Origin of the sequence: Streptomyces sp. NPDC001668 (assembly GCF_042893155.1) — a bacterium.
GTDB lineage: Bacteria > Actinomycetota > Actinomycetes > Streptomycetales > Streptomycetaceae > Streptomyces.
This window is the reverse complement of the sequence record NZ_JBIAUQ010000014.1, coordinates 123,334-140,123: the sequence shown is the minus strand read 5'-3', so window position 1 is coordinate 140,123 and position 16,790 is coordinate 123,334. Positions and strand designations below refer to the sequence as shown.

Annotated in this window: 13 protein-coding genes; 5 read left to right on the top strand and 8 right to left on the bottom strand. The window is 69.6% G+C overall.

The window, feature by feature from the left end; genetic code table 11:
* Positions 1-8 precede the first annotated feature (8 nt).
* The 5 genes from ACFYZ8_RS33880 to ACFYZ8_RS33860 all read left to right on the top strand — a co-directional run bounded on the left by ACFYZ8_RS33880 (position 9) and on the right by ACFYZ8_RS33860 (position 8,125).
* Positions 9-1,847, top strand: coding sequence for a glycoside hydrolase family 15 protein (locus ACFYZ8_RS33880; RefSeq protein WP_389050477.1), 1,839 nt, complete (start codon positions 9-11; stop codon positions 1,845-1,847).
* A 69-nt stretch (positions 1,848-1,916) separates the two neighbouring features.
* A complete protein-coding gene (locus ACFYZ8_RS33875; RefSeq protein ID WP_389050476.1) occupies positions 1,917-2,513 on the top strand; it encodes a hypothetical protein in 597 nt (198 codons plus the stop codon).
* Positions 2,510-3,415, top strand: a complete 906-nt coding sequence (locus tag ACFYZ8_RS33870) for a helix-turn-helix domain-containing protein (RefSeq protein ID WP_389050474.1) — start codon at positions 2,510-2,512, stop codon at positions 3,413-3,415. Before ACFYZ8_RS33875 ends, ACFYZ8_RS33870 begins: the two co-directional genes overlap by 4 nt.
* A gap of 259 nt (positions 3,416-3,674) precedes the next feature.
* Entirely contained in the window at positions 3,675-5,876 is a 2,202-nt protein-coding gene (locus tag ACFYZ8_RS33865; RefSeq protein ID WP_389050472.1) for a hypothetical protein, read from the top strand.
* Positions 5,877-6,802: 926 nt separating this feature from the next.
* Positions 6,803-8,125, top strand: a complete 1,323-nt coding sequence (locus ACFYZ8_RS33860) for a helix-turn-helix transcriptional regulator (protein ID WP_389050470.1) — start codon at positions 6,803-6,805, stop codon at positions 8,123-8,125.
* A 77-nt stretch (positions 8,126-8,202) separates the two neighbouring features.
* Here the strand turns inward: ACFYZ8_RS33860 and ACFYZ8_RS33855 are convergent, their stop codons facing one another.
* From ACFYZ8_RS33855 to ACFYZ8_RS33820, 8 genes are all read right to left on the bottom strand, one after another.
* Positions 8,203-8,793, bottom strand: coding sequence for a nitroreductase (locus ACFYZ8_RS33855; protein ID WP_389050468.1), 591 nt, complete (start codon positions 8,791-8,793; stop codon positions 8,203-8,205).
* Entirely contained in the window at positions 8,790-10,064 is a 1,275-nt protein-coding gene (locus ACFYZ8_RS33850) for a cation:proton antiporter (RefSeq protein WP_389050467.1), read from the bottom strand. Before ACFYZ8_RS33850 ends, ACFYZ8_RS33855 begins: the two co-directional genes overlap by 4 nt.
* Positions 10,065-10,170: 106 nt before the next feature.
* Positions 10,171-11,037: a dimethylarginine dimethylaminohydrolase family protein gene (locus tag ACFYZ8_RS33845; RefSeq protein ID WP_389050465.1), complete on the bottom strand. Its 867-nt coding sequence runs from the start codon at positions 11,035-11,037 to the stop codon at positions 10,171-10,173.
* Between the two features lie 126 nt (positions 11,038-11,163).
* Positions 11,164-11,586 (bottom strand): GFA family protein, encoded by a 423-nt coding sequence (locus ACFYZ8_RS33840; protein WP_389050463.1) that lies wholly within the window; start codon positions 11,584-11,586, stop codon positions 11,164-11,166.
* On the bottom strand, positions 11,586-12,416 hold the full coding sequence (locus tag ACFYZ8_RS33835; protein ID WP_389050461.1) for a DUF3865 domain-containing protein: 831 nt from the start codon (positions 12,414-12,416) through the stop codon (positions 11,586-11,588). Before ACFYZ8_RS33835 ends, ACFYZ8_RS33840 begins: the two co-directional genes overlap by 1 nt.
* Complete coding sequence (locus ACFYZ8_RS33830; protein WP_389050460.1) at positions 12,413-13,702, bottom strand: JmjC domain-containing protein; 1,290 nt, start codon at positions 13,700-13,702, stop codon at positions 12,413-12,415. The genes ACFYZ8_RS33835 and ACFYZ8_RS33830 overlap by 4 nt, the downstream gene beginning before the upstream one ends.
* 70 nt (positions 13,703-13,772) lie before the next feature.
* Positions 13,773-14,885, bottom strand: a complete 1,113-nt coding sequence (locus ACFYZ8_RS33825) for an inosamine-phosphate amidinotransferase 1 (RefSeq protein WP_389050458.1) — start codon at positions 14,883-14,885, stop codon at positions 13,773-13,775.
* Positions 14,886-14,995: 110 nt separating this feature from the next.
* Entirely contained in the window at positions 14,996-15,991 is a 996-nt protein-coding gene (locus ACFYZ8_RS33820; RefSeq protein ID WP_389050456.1) for a fatty acid desaturase family protein, read from the bottom strand.
* Between the last annotated feature and the right edge of the window lie 799 nt (positions 15,992-16,790).

The window sequence follows — 16,790 nt, the reverse complement described above, 5'->3', positions numbered from 1 at the left end:
GAATTTGCATGGCTGGGCGTATCGAGGACTACGCACTGATCGGCGATCTGCAGACAGCGGCGATGGTCGGGCTGGACGGGAGCGTCGAATGGCTGTGTCTGCCCCGGTTCGACTCCGACGCGGTCTGCGCAGCGCTTCTCGGCAACGCCGACAACGGCACCTGGCGCATCGGCCCGGCCACCAGCTCCGGGCAGGCACCGCCGACGGCCGCGCGGCGCGTCTACCGGGGAGATTCGCTGGTCCTGGAGTCGGAATGGGACACACCCACCGGGACACTCCGGGTCACCGACTTCATGCCGCCACGTGAGGGCGCGCCCCGTCTGGTCCGCATCGTCGAAGCTGTCACCGGCACCGTTGTGGTGGCATCCGCGCTGTGCCTGCGCTTCGGCTACGGGCAGATCGTTCCTTGGACGGAAACCGTGAACGGTCGCACCCGTCTGGTCGCCGGGCCCGACGCAGTGTGGCTGGACACGGAGAGCGAGATCAGCGGCGAACTGCCTGACCCTTTTTCGCAGTTCACCCTCGACGCGGGCCAGCGTGTCGCGTTCACCATGAGCTGGCAGCCTTCCCACGCATGCGCCCCGGAACGGATCAAGACCGGGGAGGCCCTGGAGACGACGGAGACGTTCTGGACCGACTGGGCGGCCCACTGCACCTACGCCGGCCCCTACCGCGACGCAGTCGTCCGGTCGCTGATCACGCTGAAGGCCCTGACGTACGCTCCGACCGGCGGGATCGTGGCCGCGCCAACCACCTCGCTGCCCGAGGACATCGGCGGCACCCGCAACTGGGACTACCGCTACACCTGGCTGCGGGACGCCGCGATCGTCATGTCCTCCCTGCTGCGCGCCGGCTACCGCGAAGAGGCACGCGACTGGCGTAACTGGCTGCTGCGCGCGGTCGCCGGCGACCCAGAGAACCTGCAGATCATGTACGGCATCGCCGGGGAGCGCCAACTCCCGGAATCCGAGCTGGAATGGCTGTGCGGATACGAGGGATCCGCACCCGTCCGGATCGGCAACGCCGCCGCTGGCCAAAGACAGTTGGATGTCTACGGCGAGGTGGTCGAGGCCCTCCACGTGGCCGCCCTGCACGGCCTCGAATGCGACGAGAACATCAACCGCCTCCTGGCCGCGCTCATCGAATCTGTCGAGGCGCAGTGGACTCTGCCCGATGAGGGCATCTGGGAAGTCCGCGACCGACGGCGGCACTTCGTGCACTCGAAGGTCATGGCGTGGGTGGCCGTCGACCGCGCCGTCCAAATGGTCGAGGCCCGGCGCGCCGATGGCCCCGTGGAACGTTGGCGGCGGCTGCGTGCGGCGATCCACCGCGACGTGTGCGAGAGGGGCTTCGACACCGGGCGCAACACCTTCACCCAGTCCTACGGATCCGTCGAGCTCGATGCCGCGCTCCTGCTGATCCCGCAGGTTGGGTTCCTGCCGCCGGACGACAAGCGGGTCATCGGCACGGTCGAGGCCATCCAGCGAGAACTGTCAACCGCGGACGGCTTCCTTCTGCGCTACCCCACCGCCGGTGCGCATGCCGGCGTGGACGGACTGACCGGAGACGAGGGAGCATTCCTGATCTGTTGCTTCTGGCTCGTCGACGCACTCGCGGAGATCGGCCGCACCGGCGAGGCGTACGAGCTGTTCGAGCGACTCCTCGCCTTGCGCAACGACGTCGGTCTGCTGGCCGAGGAGTGGGACTCCCGCCGCCAGCGCATGGTGGGCAACTTCCCGCAGGCCTTCTCCCACTCCGGCCTCGTCGGAGCGGCCCAGACCCTGATCAGGTACAGCCGCCCTGCCGAACCGCCGGACGAAGCCCTCGTCGAGGAAGCAGCCGCCTGACTCACAGCCCTGCCGCGCCCGCCCGGGCACAGCCCCGCTCCGCTGACCCACGAACAGGACCCCGACCCCGTGTCCACCCGACCGCCGTACGTCATGACGCCTGTCCCTGCCCGGCAGGAGGACCGCGACCGGCTCGCCGCCGATCTGACCTCCTGGTCCCAGGCACGCCCCGCCCTGCGCCCTCACACAGAAGCTGTGGTCAACCTCCTCCAGCACGGCGGCGGCGCCGAGATCGTCACGCTCGCTGGCGACGGCCAGCTCCTGGCGGCACTGCACCTCGTGCGCGAACCCCGCCTCAGTACCTGGGACATACCCGCAGGCGCCGAGCCCAGCCTGCTGCTGTGCCACCTCGCCAAGTCCCCTGATGCTCCTGCGGGAGAGCCGATCCTGCGGCTGGTCACCCTGTGGGCCACCGACTTCGCCGCCCGCACAGGCAAACGGTGGGTACGCGGCGAAGTCCTGCTGCCGACCGGTAGTCCTCCCAACAGGCTGTTGTCCTTGGCTCAAGACACCGGTTGGGGACACGAGAAGACCACCAGCACACCTGGCGGTCACCTGGCCCTGATGCAGTGCAGGGCCGAACTGCACCCGAACCAGGACCTGTTCCTGCACTGCCAGGTCCCCACCGTCACTGATCCAGCGGATCCCACGGTGGCACGCCCATGACCGGCGCACTCGCTTCCCCGCCGTGCGCACCGCAGTGCGACATACCCTCCCTGCCTCCTGTCCTGGTCGGCGCCCTGATGCGCCGCTTCCGGAGGCTCGCCGGGCTGAGCGTCCAGCAGGCCGCGAACATCATCGGAGCATCGGCCACGAGGATTCGCGCGCTGGAGGAGGCGCGGGCTCCGATGTCTGCCGCGACTGCGAGCGCTCTGCTGGGCGCCTACGAAGCACCCGACCACGAGGCGCAGGAGGCACGTTCGCTCCTCACGCATCCTGGCCATCAGCACCGCCTGGACGGTTTCTCCCTGTCCAAGGTGTGGGTGGACGCGCTGAAGGCCAGCGCCCGAGCCGCCCTCGTCTACAGCGCCGGCCCCCTCCCGGCATCCCTTCTTCCGCTGCCGGACCGACCTGCCCCCGCCAGCCCCGGCCGGCGAACAGCATCCTCGCACCGGTGCCGGACGGTGCTGCTGCTGCACGAGACCATACTTGACCGGATATCTGACGGAATGCCCCACCTCTTCCGCTTGGCCGAGGACGGGGTCATCACCATGCACCTCGTGCCGGAATCACTCGCCAAGCCCACATCGCTGCTCACCGAGTACACGTGCACGGCATGGGGCTGGGATGGAAGCAACGCCCAGCGGCTCCGTCGTCAGGTGTACGTCGACCACCATCCCTGCCAGACGCAGAGCGGCGTACGCAACGGCCCCACGGCTACGGGAGAACGCCAGCTGCTGGAGGAGGCCCTCCGCAGGGCGCTGCCGTCCGAATGGAGCTTGGGCCAGCTCCGGCAAGCCGCCCGCGCCCAGCCACAGCCATCCACTGGGTCCGCAGGTAGCCGCGCTGCCCTGGCAGCGGCGGCACAGGCCTCGACGTCGGACCGCCGTCCCAGGAGGTCGGCGTGAACGTCCCCGTGCCCCTCGTCTCCGCCGCCCGGATGTCGGGGCCTGATCTGCCTTGCGTCAGCCTCCGCCCCGGCGGCTTCGAGACCTCCGACCGGTGGACGGCTCCTGCCGGAAGTCGACCGGCAACGGAACCGGTGAGCACTGCGCACACCGCACGGGGAACGGTCGTGCCGGTGTCCGGCAGCCGGAGCGTCACCGACGGCGCCGTCACCGCGGTGGTGGGCCTGTGAACATGTCGCCTTCGCCCGATGGGAGTCTCGTGCCCCGCGAGTCTGTGGGACCGGACGGCGTCAGCAACCGCATTGCGGACAGCGTGCTGTACGGGCCCAGCATCCAGGCCCAGTCCATCACCGGGGGCATCCACCTGCACGAGGCTCCACTCCCCCCGCCCACGCCGCGGCAGCTTCCGCCGCTGCCCGCGGCGTTCACCGACCGGTTGGAGGACCTGGACCGGCTGACAACCCGACTGCAGCGCCTGCCCGACAGCACCGTCCGGATCGTGGTGATCAGCGGGCCGAGCGGTATCGGGAAGAGCGCGCTGGCCTCGCGGCTCCTGCACGAGCTCAGCGACCGTTTCCCGGGCGGCCAGCTGTATGCGGATCTACGCTCCTATACTCCCGACGGCCCCGCCCGCCCGGCGGAAATCGTGGGACGGCTTCTGCGCTCAATGCGGCCCGGGGCACGGCCGGTTGCCGTCGATGAGATGACCGCGTGGTGGCGTTCAGTAACCGCCGAGCGGCCGGACACGCCGGTGAGCGTCCTGCTCGACAACGTCGTGCACGCCGACCAGGTCCGCGCGCTGTTGCCCGGCGGGCGCGGCCACATCGTCGTGGCCACCAGCCGGGAGCATCTGGCCAGCCTCGCTGGCGACGGAGCGGTCCTGCACCGCCTCGGCCCCCTTGCCCTAGACGCGGCCCAGGCCTACCTCAGCTTCTGCCTGGGCGACGACCGCGTTAGCCCCGAGCCGGAGGCCGCGGCTCAGATCGCCGGCCTGTGCGCCGGCCTGCCGATGGCGCTGGCCCTGGCCGTCACCCAGCTCGCGCAGCATCCCGATCGGCCGCTCGCCGCAATGACCACGTCACTCGACGGCTTCCACGCAGATCTGCACCACGTCCGCCCGTCGCTCACCCGTCAGGAGACAGCCGTGACTGCGGCCCTCGACCACGCCTACGCGGCACTGCCGCCCACCACCCCGGCCGCCATGGTCTACCGGCGCCTGGGCTCCCTGTTCGTTGTGGACGTCGATGCGGCGCTGACCGCGGCTGTGTGCGACCTGAGCAAGAGCGAGGCCGCAGAGCAGCTCCGTGTCCTGCGCGCCGCCCAACTCCTCGAGCCCGCCTCCGGCGAAGAGCGCCCTGAGCGCGGGCCCGTCTACCGCTTCCATGACGCAGCCCGCGTCCACGCCCGCCAGCGGGCGGTCGAGGCCGCCGACGGTGACGGCGAGGAGGTCCTGCGCAGGGGGCTGGACTTCTATCTCGCTGGTGCCACGGCGGCCGAGCTGGTCCTGACACCCACCCACCGGCGGATCGGCCGGGATTACGCCTTCCCGGTCATCGAGGGATTCGCGTTCGACGAGAAGGGTGCGCTGGCCTGGCTGGTGGCGCAGCGAGACAACCTGGCCGCGGCGATCCGGGCGGCGAACACCGCGGGGATGGACACGTCGCTCTACCAGCTGGCGCATGCCCTGTGGCCCCTGCTGCGAGCCACACACGACTACCCCCTGTGGTTCGAGTCCCACTCCCTGGGGCTCGATGCGGCCCGACGCTGCCAGGACCGCGTTGCCGAGCGGGAACTGCTGAGCACCTCGGCAGTGGGCCTGCGCGGAGCACGACGCTTCGACCAGGCCACAGCCGCCTTCACAGAGGTCCTCTCCCTCGCCCGAGCCGACGGTGACCAGCGGGCCGAGGCACAGGCCCTGCACGAACTCGGCTCGGTCTCCCTCGAAGTCGAACATCTCCAGGACGCCGAGGACTTCCTCGTCCAGGCGCGTACCCTGCGCGAGTTGCTCAGCCGCACCAGCGAGGACGAACACGACCGGCACACCTTCCAGCGCAGTGTGGCCATCACCGACATCTGCCTGGGACAGGTCCACCTCCAGACCGGACGGCTCACTGAGGCGATCGACACCCTCAACTCCGCCCGCACCGCCCTGTCCACCGTCCCCGAGATCCGCGATCCTCTCGACGCCGCCAGGGCGCTGGCGTGGCTCGGCCGCGCCTACGCCCTGGCGGGCGACCTCAGAGCAGGCGAGGCCTACGGCAGGCAAGCCGTGCACGAATTCGATCAGCTCGGCAGCACGCGCTGGCGTGCCCGCAGCCGGGAGCTGCTGGCCCAGAACCTGTACGCAGTTTCCGGCATCGAGGAGGCACGCGCCCTCTACCGGCAGGCCCTGCGGTACTACGAGCAGGTGAGCCGGCATGACGCGCGCCGGGTGCGGCAGGCCATGGCCCAGCTCGCGTGAGTACCCCGCCGCTAAGGCGCGCCGGCATCAAGAGCACGCCGACGGCAGGAACCATCCCCCACTTCGACCGGCTTCCCGCAGTCGCGGAGCTGTATTGGAGACCTCGATGCCCGCTGTATCCGAGCTCGCTGTCATCCCGTCACGCAGAGACGGCCTGTGTCCGTCAGCCGACAGCCACGCGGCGTGCCCGGACGCGGGGTCGCAGCTCGCGAGCCTCATCACAGAAGGCGTCATTGGCCCGGAAGCGGTGATGGCGGAGTTCGCATATCGCCCCCTCATAGCGTTTCCCGGAAGGTTCAGAGATCCGTGGCCGGCCCAGTGCACTGTCTGCGGCCGCGTGCGCCGCCCTCGCCTGACCGACGTCATCCACGACCGACCGGGGGCGCGATGCGCGCACAACTCCCGGGGTGTATTTCTCCCTGAGGCGCTGGCTGTCGCGGACATGCGTCTCTGCGCGGGCGAGCCCTTGGACCCTTTCCCTGGTGTTTCGTACCGATGGCGTACCCGGTGCCACTGGTGCGGCCAGGTCGTGTACCCCAGGCTCCTGCACGCGCGGCGCAGACCCAACCCGAAGGCTCCATGCCGGCACGGTCGGCGCCCCTCGACCGGGCAAGGGACGTCCGCTCCCTCCCGCGTAGATCCGATGGCCGACGATGCATCGCCGGGGGCGGCCGGTGGCGCCGGACTCATCCGCCGTAGACAGGAAAGCCCTGGGGCGCGTCCGCGCGCAGGAGAAATGGCCAGCGCGCCCTGGCAGGAAGTCGCGGGTGCCGCACGGCGACCACGGTCGCTGGCCGCGCGTCCACCACCCTCTGGCTGCCTCGGTGGCCCCGCCAGCCGCTGATCGTCTTGGCCGAGCACCCGGCGCCCGCCCGATGGTCGCGCTGGGCCGGCACCCATCTCAATTCGCGACGGAGGGTGGTGTGATGGCGCGGGCCGGATCGGCGATCAGCAGCAGCCAGAATGAGGCGCTGATCAAATATCTAGATCAACTCGGTTGGTCGCGGCGGGGTTTCGCTCACCGGGTGGGCGCGCGCTGCGAGGCCATTCGCTTGCCGCAAACGGTCAGTCCGAGCACGGTGTCGCGGTGGTGCAGGAACGAGACGACGCCGAGTGCGCCGCTCGCGGCTGCTGCCTGCCATGTGCTCTCTGAGCATCTGCGCCAGATAGTGACTCCGGAGAGCCTCGGCTGGCCGGCTGCCACCACGGACATTGCCACTGACTCCCTCGAATACAGGGATCTCGCTCACGCGGTCCGGGTGCTGTCGAGGCTGTGGGAGCTCGACTCTGCACGCGACCGGAGCTTGATCAAGAACACCTTCTTCCCGGGTGTGTTCGGGCCCGCGTCCCGCGAAGCGCTTGTCATGCCGCCCGATGCGGAGATCTCCGGTCGTGGCACCTACAAGGTCACGCTGGCCGACATCAAGCTGCTCGAGGACCAGACTCGGCTCTACGGGACACTGGATGCGCAGCACGGCGGAGGAAAGTTCCGAAGTGTCTTTGCGGCCTTCCTGGCCATGCACACCATCCCGCTCCTCAATGGCTCCTTCTCGGCGAAGGTGGGCCGGCGCCTTTACGGCAGTGTGGCGGATGCGGTGCTGGCGATGGCGAGCATGGCGTATGACGATCATCTTCCCGGGATCGCGCAGCGGTACGACCTGCAGGCGATGCGCCTGGCGCAGGCGATCGGCGACCGTGCCCGAATCGCGCGGGTGCACATCCACCAAGCCCGGCTGGCCGCGTCCCAGGGCGACCGCAAAGAGGTGCTCACTCACGCACGCAGCGCTGTTCTCGCCTGCGACGGGGCGCCCCCGCTGGTGAGGGCGTACGCGGCTATAACCGAGGCGCGGGCCTGGGCGTTCAACAAGAGCCCGGACCAGACGATGAGGGCAGTGGGGCGTGCCCGGGATGGATTTGCCCGGGTCAGGGCGACCTCGGCCGTGGACTGGCTGGCTTGGTTCGACCGATACGAACTCGAAGGGCAGGCCGCGTGGGCCTTCGCGGTGGCCGGCTTGACCGAGGCTGGCATGCAGGCGTGGAAGGAGGCCCAGGGCATGCCCACGGAACGGAAGCGCGACAGAGTTGAGTTACTGATCACCGGCGCTGTGCTGGCCCGTCTTCGCGGCGACGACGAGGAACACGCGGAGTTGGCGAAGCGTGCCGCGGAGCAGGCGCGTCATCTGATCAGCAGGAGGCTTACCTCGCGTATCGAACGGCTGACCTCGGGCGAACCGCTCGACGACTTCTGAACGTAAGGCCCGCCGATCCCGGCAGGGAGCAGGTGCACCAGGCCCATCTTGTACGTGCCGTGGAACGAGGCGCCCGTTCAGGGGCCCACGGGCGGCGCATAAGCCCAATTGATCTTGGTGCTGACGTCGAGGGGACGTCGTTCTCGGACCGTCTCGGTCGACGGGCGGGTGCCGGTGTACAGCCAGCCAAGCAGCTTCTCCTCATCGCCAATGCCGAGGTGCTTGCGGACCTGCGGCGCCTCGACGGCCGGTCCGGTGCGCCAGATCGAGCTCCATCCGCGGCTGTCCAGCAGCAGCGTCAGGGTGGTGACCATGGCGGCGGTGGCAGCGAGTTGTTCCCATTCGGGCACCGTCGGGTGGTCGGGCACCGGGCAGAGCACTATCGACAGGAGCATCGGCGCCCGCAGCACGTTCACAGCGGCGCGCTGGGCCTGCTGAGGGGTCGCTGCCGCTTCACCAAGCACGTCGCCCAGGCGGCCCCGTTCGTGGCCGGTCACCGGGATCAGCCGCCAGGGCCGCAACCGGCCGTGATCGGGAGCGGTGGCCGCAGCCTGCACCAATGCCTCCAACTCCACGCGTGTGGGCCCCGGTTCGGTAAGCCGGACGCAGCTGCGCCGCGCAAGGACCGCCTTCAAGACCATCTCCGGGGTGACCGAGCTGGGCATCATCCGGCGGCCTCCGGCGCTGCCCTGTGCGCTGGACCGGCCGCCGACGGCGATGGGGGGATCATTCTGGGGTCGCGGCCGGCCAAGCGGCGCAGCAGCGGGGCGGTGGCCGCGGTGGTGACGACGGTCATCAGGACCAGGAGGCTGAACAGCGCGCCGCTGATGACGCCGATCTCGCGCCCGATTCCGAGGACGACGAGTTCGGTGACGCCCCGGCAGTTCATCAGCGTGCCGACTGCAGCCGCCCACCTCCAGTCGGAGCCGGTGAGCCGGGCACCGCCCGCTGCACCAGCCCATTTCCCGGCGGCTGCGACGATCAGGATCGCCGGTCCCCAGCCCCACTGTCCTGCGGGGAGTCCGGAGAGGTCGGTGTGCAGGCCGGTGTCGACGAAGTACAGCGGGAGCAGGGTGGGCAGGAACACGGCGCGGATGCGGGCGGCGCTGCGCTCGACGGCCGGCAGACCGCAGGGCGCAGCGGCGCCGATCAGGAAGGCACCGAACGCGGGGTGGACGCCGATCTGATCGGTGGCGTAGGCGGTCAGGCACAGCCCGGCGAACAGCACCACCAGCACGAGGTCGTCGGAGGTGCGCCCTGCGCGCTTGAGCAGCGTGAGCAGCACGGGGCGCAGGAGGATGACGGCGGTCACGAGGGCGGCCGCCCAGGCGAGGGTGGTCAGGGCGGACAGTGCGGTCCCGGCGGTGGACACGGCGACGACGGCGGTGAGCAGGCACCAGGCGAGGGCATCGTCTACGGCAGCGCATGCCATAACGAACGTGCCCAGGCGTGTGGCTTCCAGGCCGCGGTCGGCCAGGATGCGCGCCAGGACGGGGAAAGCGGTGATGGCCATGGCGACGGCGACGAACAGCACGAACGGCAGCCGTCCCACGCCGGGAGGCGCCAGATGCCGATACATCACCGAGGCGAGCGCCGAGCCGAGGGCCACGGGCAGCAGGAGACTGCCGAGGCTGACGGCGATGACCGCGTTGCGGGCGGTGCGCAGAGAGCTCAGGTCGAGTTCGAGGCCGATAAGGAAGACGAAGGCGAGGAGGGCGAGCGTGCCCAACGCCGAGGTGACGGGGAGGACCGAGGGCGGAAGGAGGTGGCGCTGGACGCCGGGGGCGAGCGAGCCCAGCAGGGAGGGGCCCAGAAGGATTCCGACGAGGATCTCCCCAATGACGGGTGGCTGGCCGACCATCCGGACGACGCGCCCGCCAGCCTGGCAGGCCAGCACCACGACCGGAACAGCAAGGAGCAGGGACGACTGGGCGGGCACGGGCGCTCCAGGGTGCGGGGACAGGGGCAGATGCGCCGGTCGGGTGCGGCCGTCGGCACAGCAAATGCGGGCCGCACGGCGGCCGTGGGATCGCGCGGGGAGCTGATCAAGCCCGGTTGAGGGGCAGGGTGGTGCAGCGCAGGGAGCCAGGGACCTTGGTGACCTCGGAGTAGTCGACAGCAAGGACCTCGAGGCCGCGCGCAGTCAGCTGGCCGGCAATACGGTCGCTGCCAGCGGCGACGATGACGGTGTCGGGGGCAATGGCGAGAACGTTGGCCTGGACGGCGAGTGCCTCGTCGTCGGTCACCTCGATCAGGTCGAAGCGTTCCTCGAACCATCGGACTTGGGCGGGTGGAAAGACGGTGCGGTGGATGAGCGCCGTGTCGGGGGCGACGATGGTGAAGTGGTCGTCCAAGTGGACGATGCCGTCCACGCTGAAGGGGATCGGGGTGACCTCGCGGTCGAGGCCGCGGCCGGTCAGCGCGGCCTGCAGGGCCTTGATGCCAGCGGGCGACGTTTCTTCGCTGAGGCCGACCAGGAGCGAGTCGCGGTGGAGCATGACGTCGCCGCCTTCGATCGTTCCTTCGTCCAACTGGACCACGTTCGGCGCTTCGGCGAAGAGGTGGGCGAGCGCGTCGGCCTCGGGCCGGCGGTGGTCGGAGTTGAGTCGCGCCATGACGAGAACATCGTCGATGACGAAGCCGATGTCGCGGGGAAAGTGCTGGGCGGAACAGCCTGGGGCCTCGTCGAGGAGAATCACCTCGGTGCCGCGGCTGCGGAGCAGGCCGATCAGGTTGTCTTGCTGGGCGCGGACCGTCGAGGTGTCGTACGGCGCCCACATGCTGGTGGCGCGCTGACGGGCGAGGACGGGATGCACGTCGGGGCCGTCGAGGTCCCGCGTGAAGTCGCCGGCGTAACGCATGGCCACCTGCCGCAGGGTGCCGAATTCGCTGGTGGCGTGCGGCGTGTGCACGGTGTACCTCCTGGGGATGGGCGGGGCTCGCTCGGTGCAAAGCCGGAAGCGGCGCAGGGGTCCCCAGGCTGAGCCCGGGTGGCCGGGCAGGTCAGGTCTGCCGGCCACCCGGGGGTTTCGCGGATTTCAGCCGACGGGGCTGTGCTGGGTGTCCGGCACGGTGGGCAGCCAGGGCACGGCGTTGGGCCGGAAACTCTGGCTGACCGGGACGAGGTCCTCGCCGCTGGTGTCATCCAGCGCCGGGACGTTGATGCCGATCTCCGGGATGTCAGAGTCGATCGCCGCGACGCGGGTGCCGCACTTGGGGCAGCATCCGCGCTTGGCCTCGTCCGGGAACGTCTCGATCCACATGGGTTCGCCACCCTCGCCGGTCCAGATCACCGTGGCGAAGCCGACCCACCACATCACCGGGCCGCCGCCGAACTTCTGGCAGTCCTTGCAACTGCACAAGTGGGGGAAGACCGGCTTGCCCCGGGTGATGAAGCGGATCCAACCGCAGTAGCATCCGCCGCTGCGTTCTTCGGATCCTTCGGCGGGGGCGGCGTTCATCAAACCATCTCCTGTGAGCGGTGGGCCAGTTGGACCCACCACTGTGCCATTCCCCTGAGGATCTCCAGGAAGCCGGTGAGCGCTTGGGGAAGGTCGAGGTGGAACAGTTCACTCTTCCGAATGAAGGCGGCCAGGCCCTCGATGTGGGCTGCCTCGACGCTGAGTCCGGCGACCTGGGCGGCGTCGTGGCCGTCGTCGAGGTGGAGCCGGTAGTAGTTGTCGAGGCTCTCCAGCTGGCTGCCGGTCCTGCCGATGGTGACCTCGCCGTACCGGTCGGTGATGTCCCGCAGGAGCACGGTCTCAGCGATGGCGACGCCCTCGGTGGCGTAGTAGCCGCCGGCGATGGCGCTGGGCTGGTGGGAGTTGACCATCCGCTCGTGCAAGGCGAGGAGCATCAGCGTCTCGGGTGCGGGGACGTGGCCGGTGACGAGGAGGTCGAGGTCGCTGAGCAGCGCGGTGGAGTAGAGGACGTAGTGCGCGGGGACCTTGCCGGGCTCTCCGCCCTCCTCCAGGAAGTTGCGGTAGAGCTCGTGGGCGAGAGCGGGGCAGTAACTCTCGACGGAGGCCGCGGCCTGCCGGAGGTAGGCGGCGTTGTAGCGGGCGAAGACGGATAGCTCCGCGATGAACATGGCCGCCTGTGCCGCGGTGAGCTTCTCCGGCTCGACGCGGTCCCGGATCTGCGCGTACACCGTGTCGATCATGGGTTTGAGATGCCTGTCGACCAGCACGGTGCCGTCGGTGAGGTCGCCCTGCAGGGTGCGTGCGACCGCGATGCGAGTCTCGGGGTTGGCCTTGAGGTAGGCCTGGACGAGGCAGTTTGCGGTGCTCACGCGGCGGCCTCCGACAGGTTGGAGTCGGTGATAATGCGGATCCCGCCGGTGGAGCCGAGGGCCGCGATGGTGGTGCACAGTGCGTCGTCGTGGGGCAGCGTGACGGGGGCTCCGGAGTTCAGCTGCCCGACCAGGTCGGCGGTCAAGGGCCCGGTATCGCAAGCGACATCGATGCCGCGCAGGAACGCCTGCTCCGCGCCGGTGATCCGCAGCTGGTAGGGGGCGGGGATGGACACCGTGGCTCCGGGCCGGACGCGGTCGGCCTCGAAGGCGGCTACCGCTTGCGTACGTCCAAGGTCGTTGTCCACCAGCTCCCAGCCGCCGTTGCTCCACACGGAGTTCCATCGGCGCTCCACCTGACGGGCGACGCCGGCTTGCAGCCGCTCGCCCACGATGGCCAGCGCGGTGCGGGCCCGCTCGGTGAGCCGCTGGATGGCCTCGGCGCCGCCGTCGGCAGCCGCGTGCATGGGCGACTGGGTGCCCAGCGGGTCGTGAGGGTCCTCGCCCAGGACGTCGTCGAGCAGCTCGGGCAGCACCGCAAGCCGCAGGAGCCGGTCGTCGGGGAAGGTGTACAGGGGCATAGCCACCGAGATCGAGAAGGTGTCCTGCCGGCCGACGTGGAACACTCGCTTGGGCAGGAAGAGGGCGTCGCCCGGCTCCATGACGAAGCACTCGCCGTGCTTCAGCAGCCACTGGTAGTCCCCGAAGACGGGCTCCTTGCCGCCGGTGTGCTTCTCGAACACCTCCGGCGCCCAGCAGTAGAAATGCTTCGTGCCCGGACCGAGGTGGCACAGGAAGGCGTCCTCGGCACCCTCGTGAACGCCGAAGGCGGTGCCGCTGTAGTTCCCGCAGAACGCCGCCTGCTCCGCACCGCCGATGGGCACCCCCCAGCCCTCGAACAGCGAGCGCAGGAAGGGGCCGAACCCGGCTGCCAGTGAGGGGCTGACGGTTTCGAGGTTGTTGATGACCAGGCTGAAGCGGTCGGCGCCGACGAGGGACTGCATCCACTCGACGAAGGCCCCGTCGTCCCATCCGTCCTTGGTCAGCACACTCTCGACGAGCTCGTCGTGCCGCTCCTCACCGACGTACACGCGGGCCTTCGCCGCGTACGGCGTGCCCGCGGCGTGCGCCCGGCGCATCGCCTCCAGGCCAGCCAGGACGTCGTCGGGGCCCGCGGCAGTGGCTGGGATGATGCCCTTGAACAGATACGGGGCGGTCCTGTTGCTCGTCTGTCCGGGGAATTCGCCGGTCCAGAAGTCCCGGTTGGGGGGCCAGGCGTCGTTCACGTGATCTCCTGACGTTCGGGCTGCGGTCGGCAGCAGGCGTGCTCGTGGGTGGTTGGGGGTTGGCCGTGGCCTAGCTCAGGTAGTCCTCGCAGCCGCCGGCGCGCTCCGTGTCGAGGGTGAAGCAGTGGAATCCGCCTCCGGCGAGCCTCCGGTGGCGGTGGCGCACGGGGACAACGGTGAAGCCTCGGTCGTCCAGGACGCGGATCAGCTGCGGGTAGAGGGAGTTGACGACGACCGTGTTCTCGTCGATGGAGAGCACGTTCATGTCGATGTGGCGGCTGGCGATGTTGAAGCCGAAGGCGCTGTAGTCAGGGAAGGCAGACTCATCCATCGGCGGCGGATAGATGACGTCCCACGACCGCATGGGCTTCGGAAGGTAGTCGAGGTACTTCGGCTCGCGCAGGAGCATCAGGCCGGGGCGCAGGGGCACCACGATGCTGTCGATGTGGCTGTCGGCGATGCCGTCGAGGAGGTGGAAGCGCAGGTCGGGGAGGGTCTCTCGCAGCCAGCGCAGGGCCATGGCGTGGTTGCGGTTGGCGGCGTTGACCAGAACGTCGCGGCCCAGGCGCATGCACTGGGCGCCGTCGAAGATGAGCTCCAGGCCGAGCCCGTCGATGGACAGCGCTGTGTCAGCGTCGGTGACGTGCGAGACGTCGATGCCTTGCCGGTCGAAGTAGGCGGTGTCGAGAGATCCGCGGGCCAGGGCGGGGCGTGGCATGGTCAGCCATCGGGACCCTGCTTCGAAGTAGCGGTAGAACAGCGGCTTGAGCTGGTCGTTCTCGAAGATTCGGGCGCGGACGTGCGGGGCGGTCTCCACGATCGTCTTGCCGAAGATGATCGTGTTGTCGCGCACGTTGAGGGCCGGGGTGGCCCGAGCGTCCCAGGAGGGCGATTGGATGTCGACGTCCTTGCCCAAGGCCGATGGGCGGTGGACGGTGATGCCGCCTGAGGAGAGGGCGTCGGTCAGGCCGGCGACGTCCTCGGTGAGTTCGTCGACCAGCTGCTGCGGGATCGGCAGGAGCGGCTGGCCGGCCGTGGCGTCGACGTCGGGCTGGACGTTGTCGAAGTAGAACAGCTGGAAGGACGCGTCGACGTAGTGCGCGGTGTAGTTGTCGGCACGCCCGACGATGACCTCCTTCAGCGGGGTCCACTCGTCGAAGCTGTTCACGGGGGCGTAGGTCATGGTGGGCCGCCCTCCTTGGCGGCGTCTGCCGACATGGTCGGCACGGCGTACTGGCCGGCGCCCGGCAGCACGCCTAGCGCGGGTGTGATCCGAATGCGCGGGGATCTGGGCTAGGCAGTGGCGTCGGCGGTGGTCGCCGACTCGGCTGCCTGCGAGGGGGGCGCACCGAGGCGGGCGATGATGTCCTCGATCACGCACGGCTGACGGGGGGTGGACCGGCGGCGGAAGAAGAAGCCGCTGCACCAGGGCACTTCCGGCCAGCGCACCAGCTGCTGACGGATTATGGCCGCGGCCTCAGGGAGACGGCGGAAGGGGATCTGTGGGCACCAGTGGTGTACGGGGTGGTGCATGTCGTCGAGGTGTCCGCCGAGGAGGTGGCGGGTGAGCCAATGCGAGGACCATCCTCGCGTCTGCACCAGCACGTCGCGGTTCTCGATCAGGCCCGCGTGGTTACCGAGGTCGGTGATCCAGGTGACGACGGGACGTACGAGGATCAGCGGCACGAGCCAGTAGAGAAGGAAGGGCAGCACCGCGTCGAAGGGCCAGCACACGACGATGGCGGCGCTCCACAAGGCGGCCCGCGAGGCGAGCGCCCCCCAGGTCTCCTCGGGTGCCTTCGTCAGGAGGGTGAGGGTCGCATTCTTCGGCAGGCGGAAGAGAGCGTTGCGCACGATGACCTTGAGGACGAAGGCGCGGCGTGTCGGTGCGGGCCCGGCCCGGTGAATGTCGCCGGCGCGGTACGACTGGAACATGGGGTCCCGGGCGGAGCCAAGTTGTGCGTGGTGGATGCCGTGAGTGACCTTGTAGGGCAGGAAACCTTCGCCGAGCAGGGCGGTGAGGGCGTATCCGATGAGGCGGTTGCTCTTGCGTGTGGCCAACAGCTTGGAGTGGACGCACTCGTGGGCGAGATTCGACAAGTGCCGCTGCCGCACGCCGATGTAGCAGATCGCCAGCAGGGGCCCGATGCCGTGGCCGACGAGGGAACCGACCACCGCGGCCGCGGCGATGGACACGATGTCGACGACGACGTCGAGCAGCCCGATCGTCGGGCGGCCACACAGTCTTTCCAGGTCGGCGATCAGCTCGCGGCCCAGCGCCTGGCGCACGCGTGGCGAAGCGCCGGTGCCGTGACGCCTGCGGCTTGGTGATTCCGACTGCCGGGAAGCGTCCGCAGCTCGGCTGCTCATCCGGATCCTCCTGCCTGACTCGTCGCTTGACTGTCCGTCACGCAGGGGTTCGGTGACGTCGGGACGCCACCGAACCCCCGCCGGCCGCCCCGCTACGGCACCGTGCGGCTGCGCACTCAGGTACGCACGCGCGGATCAACACCGGAGCGGGAGAAGCCAGGGTTGGGCCTGATCAGGCCGCCGTGGCACCCGGGCGGACGCCGGTCTTGAGCACGGCGTCGGGGCGGACACCGGTCTTCAGGGAGGCGTCCGGGCGGACACCGGTCTTCAGAACGCTGTTCATGGCTCTCCCTTCGGGCACGGGTGTGCCCTGGTTAGTGATGGGTCGGAGATCGGCGTGCCGGGGACCGCGGGCAAGGTGCCCCGGGACCCTTCAGCACGCGGCAGCGCGCGGTTCGTGCGTGCGTGCGTCCACGCAGACAGCTGGCGGACCTGGTCCTGGCCCTCTGGTGCGGGCCGCGCCCTTCGTCAGAAACGGTCCGCGTGACCGCCGTGTGTACCGGGCGCTGGGCATTCAAGCTAGGAGCGCGTCGAGGGCTGGGCAACGACTGGCGCTGTTGCACCGGAGGCGCGGCCGTTGCACCGCGCGCATGAGGGTGTTGCACGGGTGTTGCACGGCCGACAGCGGTGAGCAGGGAAAACACCTCAGCACGAGCCCGGAGGGGATGCGGATGAGGGTGAAATCGCGCCTGGGGGCCGGCTGCGCGGGGTTCTCCTC

Bases quoted from the DNA above. Each gene is read 5' to 3' on its own strand.
- ACFYZ8_RS33870 (WP_389050474.1), top strand. From the start codon at position 2,510: ATGACCGGCGCACTCGCTTCCCCGCCGTGCGCACCGCAGTGCGACATA.
- ACFYZ8_RS33855 (WP_389050468.1), bottom strand. From the start codon at position 8,793: ATGATGCCCAGCTCGGTCACCCCGGAGATGGTCTTGAAGGCGGTCCTT.
- ACFYZ8_RS33825 (WP_389050458.1), bottom strand. From the start codon at position 14,885: ATGACCTACGCCCCCGTGAACAGCTTCGACGAGTGGACCCCGCTGAAG.
- ACFYZ8_RS33860 (WP_389050470.1), top strand. From the start codon at position 6,803: ATGGCGCGGGCCGGATCGGCGATCAGCAGCAGCCAGAATGAGGCGCTG.
- ACFYZ8_RS33840 (WP_389050463.1), bottom strand. From the start codon at position 11,586: ATGAACGCCGCCCCCGCCGAAGGATCCGAAGAACGCAGCGGCGGATGC.
- ACFYZ8_RS33880 (WP_389050477.1), top strand. From the start codon at position 9: ATGGCTGGGCGTATCGAGGACTACGCACTGATCGGCGATCTGCAGACA.